Origin of the sequence: Niallia sp. MER 6 (genome assembly GCF_023714395.1) — a bacterium.
GTDB lineage: Bacteria > Bacillota > Bacilli > Bacillales > Cytobacillaceae > Niallia.
Window position 1 is genome coordinate 100,698 of record NZ_JAMAUK010000008.1, and the last position, 13,698, is coordinate 114,395.

Below are 13,698 nucleotides of genomic sequence, written 5' to 3' on the forward strand. Positions count from 1 at the left end.
TGAACTGCACCTAAAAGGTAAGTAATTGTAGTACATTTAAATGATGTATCTGCCTAGATCCAACAAAGAGGACAAGGACAGAGGGATAAAAAAACAAACTAGTAAACGTATCCTTCTATATTTGTATAGAGGGATTTTTCTGCTTATTTATATCCCCCTCTCCCTAAAAAGGAGGAAAAGTATTGAAAACAACAAGTGATTTTATCAAAATGAAAAATGCCGAAAAAATCAGCATGGTAACAGCCTATGATTATCCATCTGCCAAGCAGGCGGCCAAGGCAGGTGCTGATATGCTGCTAGTCGGTGATTCTGTCGGAATGGTAGTCCTCGGTTATGAATCTACTGTTTCTGTCACAATGGAGGATATGATTCACCATGGCAAAGCAGTGAGACGGGGAGCTAAAGATACATTTATCGTGATTGATATGCCGTTTATGAGCTATCATTTGTCAGACCGTGACACATTAATTAATGCCACAAGACTGATTCAGGAAACAGGAGCAAATGCCGTCAAGATCGAAGGAGCAAATGATGTGATCGACAAAATACGTTTACTCACAAATGCCGGTATTCCTGTGATGGCCCATCTTGGGTTAACACCTCAGTCTGTAGGTGTATTAGGCGGTTATAAAGTGCAAGGGAAAAGCATGGAAGATGCTATGCAACTGCTTGAGGATGTAAAAAAATGCGAGGAAGCTGGGGCTTTTTCCATCGTTTTAGAATGTATCCCCATGCAGCTGGCGAAGGAAGCAGCAGAAAGGTTGACGATTCCAGTTGTCGGAATTGGAGCTGGTCGAGATACAGACGGGCAAGTGCTCGTTTATCATGACATCATTTCATATGGAGTGGACAGAGTCGCTAAATTCGTCAAGCAGTACACAAATGTAGATGAACCGATTCTTCATGCGCTTCAGCAATATGTGAAAGAAGTGAAAGCTTCGGCATTCCCGGAAACAAAGCACAGCTATACGATGAACGAAGACGTATTAGAAGGACTGTATGGAGGGAAACGATGAAAGTTATTCATTCAAAAACAGAGATGCAGCAATTGGCACTGCAATTAAAAAAACAACAAAAAACAATTGGATTTGTGCCGACGATGGGCTATTTGCATGAAGGTCATCGTGCCCTCCTTCAAGAAGCAAGAGATGAAAATGAAGTGGTTGTTTTGAGCGTGTTTGTTAATCCGCTTCAATTCGGACCGAATGAAGACTTGGATTCTTATCCAAGAGCGATTGAACAGGATAAGAAGGCAGCTGAAGAAGAAGGGGTTGATTATTTATTTCTTCCAACGACAGAAGAGATGTATCCACACACACCTTCCGTTACTGTCCATGTCCAAAAAAGGGCAGATATACTGTGCGGCAGCAGCAGGCCAGGACACTTTGACGGTGTTGCGACTGTTTTAACAAAACTGTTTCAGTTAATTCAGCCTGATAATGTTTATTTCGGCAAAAAGGATGCCCAGCAAGTCGCTGTCGTTGCCGGACTTATTGAAGATTTTCATTTTCCAGTTAAGCTGCATGCTGTTCAAACAGTCAGAGAAGAGGATGGATTGGCGAAAAGCTCACGAAATGTGAAGCTTTCTCCTGTGGAAAGAAAAGAAGCAGGCATTCTTTATCAGACTCTTTCAATCGCAAGAGAAGAACTGATTAAAGGGAATCATCATCTAAAACAGTTAGTCATCAAATTGCAGGAACGCATTGAAAAAGAGACGAGCGGGAAAGTCGATTATTTGGAAATTCTCACCTATCCTGAACTCGAGGCACCATCTGTATGGGAGGGAACTTTCATTATCGCAATAGCCGTCCGTTTCCCAAGTGCCAGATTAATCGATAATATCATCTTTGAGTTATAAACAGAAAAATAGGGCAAAAGGAGCAAAACACATGTTTCGAACGATGATGAATGGAAAAATTCATAGAGCGACTGTCACGGAAGCTAATTTGAACTATGTTGGAAGCATCACAATAGATGAGGATATAATGGATGCGGTCGGTATGCTTGCAAACGAAAAGGTGCAGATTGTTAATAATAATAATGGCGCACGTTTGGAAACATATATCATTCCCGGACAAAGAGAGAGCGGAACAATATGCTTGAACGGAGCCGCAGCAAGATTGGTGCAAGTTGGGGACACGGTAATAATTATTTCTTATGCGTTAATGAGCGATGAACAAGCTCACAGCCATAAGCCGAAGGTCGCGATTATGGGCGAGAACAACCGAATTGTTGAATTGTTGAGACAGGAACCGGAAAAGACAATTATTTAAACTTAAAAGGCTTTTTGTTATAATTCTTGCATTATGTAAAAGCTAGTAATGCGCGAGAAGAGGAACAAAAGGCCTTTTTTGCTGCCATCGTCTTAGTGCATTGCAGCAAAATCCAACGGCTAAACGGGCAATTATAATGAAGTAAATTCTTTTCCTTTTCTCCATTTTATGATACCGTTTGAATGACTGAAAGTTAGAGGTGGATGCAATGGGGAATAAATATGTGGTGGTCGATTTGGAGACAAATGGGAATTCACCTAAAAAAGGAGATCGGATCATTCAGTTCGCGGCAGTCGTGATCGAGGATGGGAAAATAGTAGAGGAGTATTCCTCCCTGTTGAATCCTCTGCAGCCGATTTCACCATTTATAGAGGAACTTACAGGCATTAATGACGAAATGGTCGAAGCTGCCCCGTTATTTGAAGAAATAGCTGAAAAGGTGCAGTCCTTATTAAAGGATGCCTATTTTGTTGCACATAATGTCATGTTTGATTTGACTTTTTTATCGGATGAATTAGAGCAGGCTGGGTTTGAAGCATTTTATGGTCCGATTATTGATACAGTGGAAATGGCTAGAATCCTGTTTCCGACAGCAGACAGCTATAAGCTGACAGATTTGGCCATTCAAGAAAATATTGAACATAATCGTCCGCATCAAGCGGATAGTGACGCCTATGTAACGGCAGAGCTTCTATTAATTATGCTGAATAAGATACAAGGCTTGCCGCTAGCTACAATTAGACAATTAGAGGGTTTAAGCGGCGCGTTAAAAAGCGATCTTGATCAGCTGCTAGACAATATCGCTATTCAAAAGGAGAGTAAGCTGCCCTATATTCGAGAAGGGCTGGAGCTGTACAGAGGATTGGCACTTCGGTCAGATGAAAAGGATAAGTCAGCAAAGAGCAAGCAAGAATACATAGATTTTGACAGGAATGAAGTAGAAAACAGGATGACGCAAGTGCTGCCTAACTATGTTACAAGATTAGGGCAGCAGGAAATGATCACAGATGTTCTTCACTGTTTTCAAACAGATCTTCACGGTTTAATTGAGGCTGGAACAGGTGTGGGTAAATCACTTGCTTATTTAATAGCAGCTGCATTTTTTGCGAAAAAAGAAAACAAACAAATCGTTGTTAGCACTTTTACTACACAGTTGCAGGAACAGCTTACCCGCAAGGACTTGCCGCTCTTAGCGGAAATTCTTCCATTTGCTGTTGGATATACGGTGCTAAAAGGACGCAATCATTATATCAGTTTAGATAAATTTGAGGTTTCCCTTAAAGAGCAGGATGACAATTACGATGTGATTTTAACAAAAATGCAAATCCTGATCTGGCTTACAGAAACGAAAACAGGAGATAAGGATGAACTGAACCTGTCAAGCGGCGGTATGAAATACTGGCATAAAATTAAAAATGACGGTAATTTTTCTCTGTCTTTTTCTAAAGAATGGGCACCGAAGGATTTTTATCGGCGGACAAGAAATGCAGCGCAAAAAGCGGATATTATCATTACAAACCATGCGCTGTTGTTACAAGACTTGTCTGGTGACAAAGGGCTGCTTCCGAATTATGAATATGCGGTCATTGATGAAGGCCATCACTTTGAAAAGAATGCCACGAAACATTTTGGCCATCAATTCTCTTATTTCGGCACAAAAATGAGCATTCAATCGATAGGAACATATGAGCAGAAGCAGCTCTTTTACAAGCTGTATTCAAAAGAGAAGAATTTGGAGTACACAGATAAAAAGAAGCTGAACAGACTGCTTTCCGATTTGCCGCTTGAACTAGAGGAGCTGTTTAGAACTATCTTCCGCTATGCGAAAAAAACTGGCGGCAAATCGAACAGCCCTAAAGCGAGCATCCGCATCAAAAGAGATGATTCCATTCAGTGGCAGCAAGTAGAGATTGTTGCAGAGCGGTTCATCTTTTTGCTGAAGGATTGTAAAGATGCGATTATACAATTAGTGGACGCTCTATACAGCACACATGATGCAGCTCCCCTTAGTGCAGACCAAGTAATGGCTGCAGACAGAATAAAGGCAATTATGGATGAATGGGATAAATACATGCTGACACTGCGCCATATTTTTTTACGGGAGGAAGACAGCATTGCTTGGCTTGAAGTCGACTGGAAAAACTTTCCGAATCAGGCTATTCTCTACGCCCAGCCTCATTCTGTAGCGGAAATACTTCAGCAGACCCTTTTTGCTCGGAAGAAAAGTGTCGTGTTTGCTTCTGCGACATTGACGGTTAACAACCATTTTGAATACTATGCAAACGGACTCGGGCTTTCCAGTATTAAGCATTTGGAGAAGCAGATTCCTTCTCCGTTTGAGTATGATAAGCAAGTCAGACTGATTGTACCAGATGAGGTTCCTGATATAAATAATGTGCCGCTTGATGAATATATCGAGGCAGTAACAGGACATATCATTTCCATTGCAGAAGCTACAAGCGGGCGGATGCTGATTTTATTTACGTCCAATGAGATGCTGAAGAAGACGTATGAAATGATTAAAGCAAGAGGAAGCCTGCCAGATTATGCGATATTGGCTCAAGGAATTACAACTGGCAGCAGAATGAGGCTGACGAGGAATTTTCAGCGCTATGACAAGGCGATTTTGCTTGGCACGAACAGCTTCTGGGAAGGAATTGATATTCCGGGAGAGGATCTGACCTGTTTAATTATTGTAAGACTTCCGTTCTCCTCTCCAGATGAGCCGTTGAATGAAGCCAAGAATGAACGTATTAAGTCTATGGGCGGCAATCCGTTTTTGGAAAACAGCTTACCAGAAGCAGTCTTAAGATTTAAGCAAGGATTCGGCAGGCTGATTAGGACCGAAACAGATAAAGGGTTTATTGTAATCCTGGACAGAAGAATCATAACAACCACTTATGGAGAGCTCTTTTTAGAGTCCATTCCCAAAGTGCCCGTAATCAGAAAGAAGTTAGATGAAATTGAATTTTTTATCAAGGAATGGATTTAATGGATACTGTATTGTGTTAAAATAATAGACGAAATATCCAAGCAGTCTTTATACTAGAGGCTGGAGCTAAGACTCCGGCCTCTATGAAAAATAAAAAACATAAATAAAGAAGTGATGAAATGAAAAAGTGGATTTGGTCTTTTGTCGGCCTGGCAGTTGTTGTACTCGGAATTGTCATCTATACATATACAACAGCTCATCAGCCAGTATCCAAGGCTCGTGAGACCGCAGAAAAAATAGCAAAAGAAGAAGCAGGCCTTGTCAGCATGGATAATTTTTCTCTCTATAACGGCAATGACAGTTACTACGTAGTAGAAGGGAAAAATAAGGATAAGGAAGATATCGTTGTGTGGATTGAAGAAAAAAGCCATGCGGTGACGGTCAAAAATAAAAAAGATGGGCTGACAAAACAGCAAGTCATTAATAAACTATCATCGGAGAGGGAGCTTTCATCCATTGATACAGTCCGTCTTGGCATGCTTGAAGGTCTTCCTGTTTGGGAAGTGTACGCCCACACAGATGATGATTTAATCAATTATTTTTATTTTGATTATGAAACAGGAGAATTGCATAGAAATATTGAAAATATTTAGAAGTGTACAAAATTTTAGCAAGCATTACGCCATTAAGCTAAAAAAAGGGCTCTCTTAACGGAGAGCTTCGCAGGAATATATCTGAATTTTTTAAAGAATGGTATTTGGAGGAGAAAAACAATGAATGTTCAATTAGCAAAAAGAGTAAGTGCTTTAACCCCATCAACGACTCTTGCGATTACGGCAAAAGCGAAATCCTTGAAGGAAGAGGGACATGATGTCATCGGATTGGGAGCAGGCGAACCTGATTTCAACACTCCTCAAAATATCATCGATGCAGCTGTGAAAAGCATGAATGAAGGTCACACAAAATACACGCCGGCAGCTGGCCTGCCGCTTTTGAAAAAAGCGATTATCAACAAGCTGCAAAGAGACCAAGGCCTAAGCTATGAGCCTAATCAAATCATTGTTACGAACGGAGCAAAACACGGCTTATACACATTATTTCAAGTGCTGCTAGATGAAGGGGATGAAGTAATCATTCCTATTCCTTATTGGGTAAGCTATCCGGAACAAGTAAAGCTTGCTGATGGTGTGCCGGTTTTTGTAAATGGAGTGGAGGAGAACGAGTTCAAGATTACTCCTGAACAGCTGAAATCAGCTATTACACCAAGAACAAAAGCAGTGATTATAAATTCGCCAAGCAATCCGACAGGCATGATTTATTCGAAAGAAGAATTGCTTGCCCTTGGAGAGATTTGTCTAGAGCATAATATTCTGATTATTTCAGATGAAATATATGAAAAATTGGTATACGGAGATAATGAGCATGTTTCCATTGCTTCTCTTTCTCCAGAGCTGAAGGAAGCGACTATTGTCATCAATGGTGTGTCAAAATCCCACAGCATGACAGGCTGGCGCATCGGCTATGCAGCAGGGAATAAAGCAATTATTTCCGCTATGACAAACCTTGCGAGCCACAGCACTTCCAATCCAACAACTCCTTCCCAATATGCAACGATTGAAGCATATGAGGGGCCGCAAGACTCTCTGGAAGAGATGAAAGCTGCATTTAGCGAAAGGCTTGATATCATCCATAAGAAACTGAATGATATCCCTGGGATTACTTGTCTGAAGCCGAATGGCGCATTCTACTTATTCCCTAATATTGAGAAAGCGGTCGAGCTTACTGGATACGCAGATGCAGATAAGTTCGCAACTGCTTTGCTGGAAGAAGCGCTAGTAGCAGTTATCCCAGGATCAGGGTTTGGTGCTGATAACTATATTCGCTTATCTTATGCAACATCATTGGAATTGCTTGAGAAGGCTGTGGATAGAATTCATCGCTTTGTTGAAAGCAAAGCAGCAAAAGAAACGGTATAAAACGATGAAGCGGCAGGCTGGACTTGCCGCTTTTTTTGTACTGCGAACAGAATTTTCTGCAAAATAATCCTTTCAGCGATTATGTTGATTGTGATTGTCAAGAAGGGTATAATGTTATGATAGATAGCAAGTAAAACTATGTAAAAATGACTCGGCATTTGTAAAGAAATGTTGCATTTTTAACGGAAATTCCTAAAGCATGCTCATGCTTTAGCTTTAATTTAACCCTTGGGTTTGCTATTACATATCATTTTGATTTTATCGTTTTTGGAGGAGTATATTGTGATTAAATCAACTATAGCTGAATTACCGAAACATGTTGATAAAGAAGTAAAACTAGGTGCTTGGATTGCTAATAAGCGTTCAAGCGGCAAAATCGCCTTTTTACAGCTGCGTGACGGCACAGGTTTTGTGCAAGGTGTAGTGGTGAAAAGTGATGTGGCTGAAGAAGTTTTCCAAGCTGCGAAGTCTGTAACACAGGAATCATCTGTTTATGTTACTGGAAAGGTACAAAAGGATGAGCGCTCACCATTCGGTTATGAGCTTCTTGTTACTGGCGTTGAGGTAATCCATACATCTGTAGATTACCCGATTACACCAAAAGAGCACGGAACAGAGTTCTTAATGGACAACCGCCATTTATGGCTTCGTTCAAAACGTCAGCACGCTGTTATGAAAATCAGAAATGAAATCATCCGTGCGACCTATCAATTCTTTAACGAAAATGGCTTCTCGAAAGTCGATCCGCCAATTTTGACAGGCAGTGCTCCAGAAGGTACAACAGAATTATTTGCAACTAAATATTTCGATGAAGATGCTTACCTTTCTCAAAGCGGACAGCTGTATATGGAAGCAGCAGCAATGGCATTAGGAAAAGTATTCTCATTTGGCCCGACATTCCGCGCAGAAAAATCTAAAACACGCCGTCATTTAATTGAGTTTTGGATGATTGAGCCGGAAATGGCTTTTTATGAGTTCGAAGACAACTTAGTTGTTCAAGAGGAATATGTCTCCTTTATCGTTCAATCTGTTTTGGCAAATTGCCAGCTTGAATTGAAAACATTGGGAAGAGATGTGTCCAAGCTTGAACAAATTAAAGCACCATTCCCAAGAATCAGCTATGATGATGCAATTAAATTATTGCATGAAAAAGGCTTTGATGATATTCAATGGGGAGATGACTTTGGGGCACCTCATGAAACAGCAATTGCTGAAACTTACGATAAGCCTGTTTTCATTACGCATTACCCAACATCACTAAAACCATTCTACATGCAGCCAGACCCTAACAGGGACGATGTTGTTTTATGTGCTGACTTGATTGCACCTGAAGGCTATGGTGAGATTATCGGCGGCTCTGAGCGTATTCATGATATGGACTTGCTTGAAAAACGTGTTCAGGAACATAACTTGGATGCAGAAACATATAAATGGTATTTAGAGCTTCGTAAATACGGTTCTGTGCCACATTCCGGTTTTGGTTTAGGGTTAGAAAGAACAGTAGCATGGATTAGCGGTGTAGAACATGTCCGTGAAACGATTCCGTTCCCAAGATTGTTAAACCGTTTGTACCCATAATAATAAACATAAAAGGGAAGAATGCATCGATTAGAGATGATCCATGCATTCTCCCTTTCGTTTTTTTAGAAGGACACTTGTGTTTCCTTCAATTGCCTGTATATCCACGATACAAGCAGTACCCTTTTGTATGCTATACTAGATTAGAGGTGTTACAATGAATAAATCAGTTATGCTAAAATGGCTCCAAGAAGGAAACATCCATATTCCAACCACACTTCTAACCCATTATCATGCACTTAAACTTAATGAAAAGGAACTAGTTCTTTTGCTTCAAGTTCTTGCTTTTTTAGATAAAGGAAATGAATTTCCGACTCCGACAGAAATTGCAGCAAATATGTCTATTGATGCAGTGGAATGTCATGAACTGCTAAGTCAGCTTATTCGCCGAGGATATATCGCTATTATGGACGGCGAAAATGATCATGGCATCCGCTTTGAGCGTTATTCTGTAGAACCGCTGTGGGAAAAGCTGATTGATGAATATTTGGCTGCAGATAAAAAAGAAGAAGCAGTGCTCGATCAGAAAAAAGAAACAGATCTTTACACATGCTTTGAACAAGAGTTCGGCAGACCGCTTTCGCCGTTTGAAATTGAGACTTTAGGTATGTGGATTGACGATGATCACCATGATACAGTCATCATTAAAGCTGCCTTAAAAGAGGCTGTTATTTCTGGGAAACTGAACTTCCGCTATATTGACCGAATATTATTTGAGTGGAAGAAAAACGGTATTAAGACAATACAGCAGGCCAAAAGCCACGGAAAGAAGTTCCGTTCTTTTCAAAACAGCAACAAGGAGCAGGAAGAAGCACCAACAAAGTCTGTTCCCTTTTACAATTGGCTGGAACAGTAACATTTTAGAGTCTGTTAAAATTCTCTTTTCTTTAAGGAAAATAAGAATGACAGTCTTTTCTTGTGTGAACTATCAAACTATTAAATGGAAAAATCATGTGAGCCAAAGAGCATCTCTTTGGCGAAAACTAGCAAAAAGGGCTGAAGAACATGTTGAAAAAAGATCAGATTAGACATTGTCTTGATGTGATGGGCGAAATGTTCCCAGAAGCACATTGCGAGCTTGTCCATGCAAATCCGTTTGAATTAGTCATTGCAGTTGCTTTATCTGCACAATGTACGGATGCACTAGTTAATAAGGTTACGAAAAACTTGTTTCAGAAATATAAAACGCCAGAAGATTATTTGAGTGTTCCGTTAGAAGAGCTTCAAAATGATATTCGGTCTATTGGCCTATTTCGAAACAAGGCGAAAAATATCCAAAAGCTGTGCCAAATGCTACTGGAGAACTATAATGGCGAAGTGCCGAAAGACAGGGATGAATTAATTAATCTTCCTGGGGTAGGAAGAAAGACCGCAAATGTTGTTGTGTCTGTTGCCTATAATATTCCGGCAATTGCTGTTGATACACATGTGGAAAGGGTAAGTAAAAGGCTTGGTTTTTGCCGCTGGAAGGACTCTGTTCTTGAGGTAGAGAAAGCGCTGATGAAAAAGGTGCCAGAAGAAGAATGGTCAGTCACTCATCATCGCATGATATTCTTTGGCAGATACCATTGTAAAGCCCAAAATCCTCAATGTGAGGCTTGTCCGCTGCTGACAGAATGCAGAGAAGGCAAAAAAAGAATGAAAAAGGCCGGTGTCCTTGTATGACAAGTCTCGTTATAGTGGATATTCCTGCGGAAATTAAGCATATTGCTCTTGATCCGAAAGAAGGGAAGCTAGAGGTGTATGATACGGAAAGCTTTCAAGTAAATCGGCCTTTTATGCATGAGGCAGCTTATTACCACGGGCTGAACACTCTTTACCCATGGCATCCTGACGAGCAAAAAGCTTGTATAACAGCCATTTTTAATCTTTGGAAAGAAAAAAGGACAGAGATAGAGGCTGCGATTCAAAAAAAAGATAAGGACGTAACCGTACGTACAGTCAAAACAGGGGTCCGTCTTTTCCTTGAATGTTTGTACTGGACGAATGACAGTCCTGTTCATCTGCAAAAGGGCCTTATTGCAAACGAGCTGTCGGTTAAGCCCTTTAATGCAGAAGAGAGGCTTACCTTTATTTTATCAAGACCTGGAGGCTACCATTCCTACCGCCAGCTGGATGAGCTGTTTAAAGAACTGGAAAAACAGTTTGCGATAAAAATGATTAAACGCAAATAAAAAAATCGTTCCCCTTCAAAAGGAGAACGATTTTTTTATTATGGCGTTGTGGCGCTTTGCTCTGATTGGTCTGCAGAAGAATCATCTGACTGTGTGGACTCATCCGCCTCATTCTCATCAGGCTCGTTTTCGTCAGGTTCGTTTTCATCTGCTTCCTCATCTGAGTTATTGCCGTTGTTACCATTACCGTTGCCATTATTATTGTTGTTACCATTACCATTACCGTTATTGCCATTTTCATTGTTGCTGTTGTCGGTTTCCTCTTCACCTGTATTTTCATCATCGGTCGTTTGGCCATCGTCAACTGTTTCATTTTCTTCCTCTGCAGGCTGTTCTTCCACCTTGGCAGGAATTTTGACCGATGCTGATACAGCGTCGCTTGTCATGTCACCGCTCTTAGCTGTAATGGTGAATGAATACGTGCTGTCAGGATCTGGTTTGGCAATCTTAATGCTCGTATCAGATGTTGTTGTAAGCTGTTCAGAAGCACCGCCGTTAATGCTGACACTTACATCAAACTTCACATCACTTGTATCACCGTAGCTCCAAGACACATTTACTTGATCATTGTCTTTATCATAGGAAGCTTTAGCATTTTTAGCTGGATCGAGCTTATTGTATTTCTCAGATACTTTCTGGACGATATTGCCTTTGACCGCATATTCAGTCATGATTTGACTGCTTGGCGTGTAGCTGCTCGCAAGTCGTGCTGGATATGTGCCTTTTTCGATGCTGACTTTTTCCACGCTGTCAGGCATTTTGAAATCAGCTGTTTCTACATCCTGCGAAATATATTGCATGATGTTTTTAAATAGCAGCTGGGCAATCCGCTGGTCATTGCTGACAGTATTGGAGCGCAAGTAATTTTTCCTCTCAGCGTATCCAGTCCAGACGGCCATCGTGTAATTCGTTGTATATCCTGCGAACCAGGCATCAGGTGACGCACCGGCCGGAATTCCATATTTTTGCATCTCATCAGATGAATAGTTTGTCGTACCAGTTTTTCCTGCCAGCGGCAAGCCTGGAATATTAGCAGTAGATCCTGTGCCATATGCTGAGTTAACAACACTTTTCAGCATATCTGTAATCATAAACGCTGTGTAATCCTGCATGGCCACTTCAGATTCTGGCTCCATATTGATTTTCGTGCCATCATTCAGCTTAAAGTAGCGAACAGCATGAGGGGTATTGTATACACCTTCATTACCAAATGCACTGTATGCACCTGCAAGCTGAAGTGTGGTAATCCCTTTATCTTCCCCGCCGATTCCTCCAATTGAATAGGATTCATATGCGTTCTTAAGAGGGATACCCAAGTTGTTGGCAAACTCTTTCGCATTATCAGCACCAGCTGCACGGAATGCTTCTAATGCCGGGATGTTTCTGGATCTTGCCAACGCCTCACGGATGGACATTGAACCAAGAAACTTATTATCAAAGTTATTGATTGGTGTTTTGGCAGCATCATTATACGTTGTCGGTTTATCCTCAATCGTTTCATATGTGCCCCATTTTAAATATTCTATTGCTGGACCATAGTCTAGGATCGGTTTAATAGTCGAACCAGGCTGACGCGGATTTTCTGTTGCATAGTTGAAGCCGAGCTTCACATCAGGATCACGGTCGCCGCCAAGTGCGAGAATGCCGCCTGTTTTCGTATCAAGCAATGTAATCCCTGCTTGGAACTCCTCATCCGGGAATTCAACGACATTGCCTTCATACATCACCTGATCTACATAATCTTGAGCTTTCGTATCTAAAGTTGTATGAATTTCCAATCCGTCTGTATATACATTGACATCTGGGTATTTTTCTTCAATTTCCGCAATGACTTGCTTAATGTATGGATCGTATTTCATATCAGACGTTTCTCTGTTATCTTCCGCTACAAGAGAGTCTGCAAGCGGTGTTGCCTGAGCTTCTTTCATTTCCGCTTCTGATATATATCCATGCTGGTTCATCAGCGACAAGACGATATTGCGGCGCTGTTCAGCACGGTCCGGGTTTTTGAACGGATTATAAGCGTTCGGTGCCTGTGGCATTCCGGCAAGCGTCGCTGCTTCTGGCAATGTCAGCTCATCTAGTTCTTTGTCAAAATATACCTTTGCCGCAGTTTTAATTCCGCTCATATTCTCAGACATGAAAATCTTGTTTACATACATTTCGAAGATTTCCTGCTTTGTATACTTGCGTTCAAGCTGAATGGCAAGCCATGCTTCCTGCGCTTTACGCGACAGCGTTTTTTGCGGCTGGTTGAAGAAGAAGTTCTTTACAACCTGCTGTGTGATTGTACTTGCACCTTCTGAACCAAAACCGTTGGTGAAGTTCGCGATAACCGCACCGCCTAAACGGATTGGATCAATTCCATGATGCTCAAAGAATCGGGAGTCTTCTGTTGCGATAACCGCATTTTTCACAAGGTCTGGGATATCTTCATATTGGACATAATCTCTGTTAACAGCCCCAATCTTCTCAATAGGGTTATCATCCTTGTCATAGATAGTTGAAGAGATGGAGTCCTTTAAGACGCTTTCATCAAGCTCCGGAGCATCCTTCACCATGACAGCAAATGTGATGCCGCCTGCAATAATGCCGACTATACCAAGGCTGATCAGCACAAGGAAAATCCGTTTAAAGATCTGCTTGGCGCCTTTTTTGTTCTTTTGCTTTTTATCTTTAGGCTTTTTCTCCTTCGTTTTTTTAGTATTCGCCGATTGGAGCTGCCTGCGCCGCTCCTCTCTCGTTTGGTATTTATCTGTCATACT

At 41.2% G+C, this 13,698-nt stretch carries 11 protein-coding genes; 10 read left to right on the forward strand and 1 reads right to left on the reverse strand.

Translation table 11 applies throughout. The annotated features are described in order from the left end of the window. Positions 1-182 precede the first annotated feature (182 nt). From panB to M3600_RS12795, 10 genes are all read left to right on the forward strand, one after another. The gene (gene panB, locus M3600_RS12750; protein ID WP_251646281.1) at positions 183-1,016 is read left to right on the forward strand and encodes a 3-methyl-2-oxobutanoate hydroxymethyltransferase; all 834 of its coding nucleotides are present in this window, start codon (positions 183-185) and stop codon (positions 1,014-1,016) included. Next, a complete protein-coding gene (gene panC, locus M3600_RS12755) occupies positions 1,013-1,858 on the forward strand; it encodes a pantoate--beta-alanine ligase (protein WP_251646283.1) in 846 nt (281 codons plus the stop codon). The genes panB and panC overlap by 4 nt, the downstream gene beginning before the upstream one ends. 31 nt (positions 1,859-1,889) lie before the next feature. Beyond that, entirely contained in the window at positions 1,890-2,273 is a 384-nt protein-coding gene (panD, locus tag M3600_RS12760; RefSeq protein WP_251646285.1) for an aspartate 1-decarboxylase, read from the forward strand. 208 nt (positions 2,274-2,481) lie between these two features. Further along, positions 2,482-5,265 carry an ATP-dependent DNA helicase DinG gene (dinG, locus tag M3600_RS12765; RefSeq protein WP_237941653.1) on the forward strand — a complete coding sequence of 928 codons (2,784 nt, stop codon included), beginning with the start codon at positions 2,482-2,484 and terminating at the stop codon, positions 5,263-5,265. Between the two features lie 119 nt (positions 5,266-5,384). Then, positions 5,385-5,858, forward strand: a complete 474-nt coding sequence (locus M3600_RS12770) for a cell wall elongation regulator TseB-like domain-containing protein (RefSeq protein ID WP_233313385.1) — start codon at positions 5,385-5,387, stop codon at positions 5,856-5,858. Between the two features lie 120 nt (positions 5,859-5,978). Next, entirely contained in the window at positions 5,979-7,181 is a 1,203-nt protein-coding gene (locus M3600_RS12775) for a pyridoxal phosphate-dependent aminotransferase (protein ID WP_233313386.1), read from the forward strand. A gap of 285 nt (positions 7,182-7,466) precedes the next feature. Then, positions 7,467-8,759: an asparagine--tRNA ligase gene (gene asnS, locus M3600_RS12780; RefSeq protein WP_233314722.1), complete on the forward strand. Its 1,293-nt coding sequence runs from the start codon at positions 7,467-7,469 to the stop codon at positions 8,757-8,759. Between the two features lie 157 nt (positions 8,760-8,916). Further along, positions 8,917-9,615, forward strand: a complete 699-nt coding sequence (locus tag M3600_RS12785) for a DnaD domain-containing protein (RefSeq protein ID WP_237941650.1) — start codon at positions 8,917-8,919, stop codon at positions 9,613-9,615. A 149-nt stretch (positions 9,616-9,764) separates the two neighbouring features. Beyond that, positions 9,765-10,424: an endonuclease III gene (gene nth / locus M3600_RS12790; RefSeq protein ID WP_237941649.1), complete on the forward strand. Its 660-nt coding sequence runs from the start codon at positions 9,765-9,767 to the stop codon at positions 10,422-10,424. Further along, entirely contained in the window at positions 10,421-10,933 is a 513-nt protein-coding gene (locus M3600_RS12795; protein ID WP_233313389.1) for a YpoC family protein, read from the forward strand. Before nth ends, M3600_RS12795 begins: the two co-directional genes overlap by 4 nt. Before the next feature lie 38 nt (positions 10,934-10,971). On the opposite strand, the gene M3600_RS12800 is transcribed toward M3600_RS12795, so the two are convergent. Beyond that, entirely contained in the window at positions 10,972-13,695 is a 2,724-nt protein-coding gene (locus tag M3600_RS12800) for a PBP1A family penicillin-binding protein (protein ID WP_237941648.1), read from the reverse strand. Positions 13,696-13,698: the final 3 nt, after the last annotated feature.

Coding starts and splice junctions, on each gene's coding strand:
- M3600_RS12770 (WP_233313385.1), top strand. CDS start 5,385: ATGAAAAAGTGGATTTGGTCTTTTGTCGGCCTGGCAGTTGTTGTACTC.
- panD (WP_251646285.1), top strand. CDS start 1,890: ATGTTTCGAACGATGATGAATGGAAAAATTCATAGAGCGACTGTCACG.
- M3600_RS12775 (WP_233313386.1), top strand. CDS start 5,979: ATGAATGTTCAATTAGCAAAAAGAGTAAGTGCTTTAACCCCATCAACG.
- M3600_RS12785 (WP_237941650.1), top strand. CDS start 8,917: ATGAATAAATCAGTTATGCTAAAATGGCTCCAAGAAGGAAACATCCAT.
- M3600_RS12795 (WP_233313389.1), top strand. CDS start 10,421: ATGACAAGTCTCGTTATAGTGGATATTCCTGCGGAAATTAAGCATATT.
- M3600_RS12800 (WP_237941648.1), bottom strand. CDS start 13,695: ATGACAGATAAATACCAAACGAGAGAGGAGCGGCGCAGGCAGCTCCAA.
- dinG (WP_237941653.1), top strand. CDS start 2,482: ATGGGGAATAAATATGTGGTGGTCGATTTGGAGACAAATGGGAATTCA.
- nth (WP_237941649.1), top strand. CDS start 9,765: ATGTTGAAAAAAGATCAGATTAGACATTGTCTTGATGTGATGGGCGAA.
- panC (WP_251646283.1), top strand. CDS start 1,013: ATGAAAGTTATTCATTCAAAAACAGAGATGCAGCAATTGGCACTGCAA.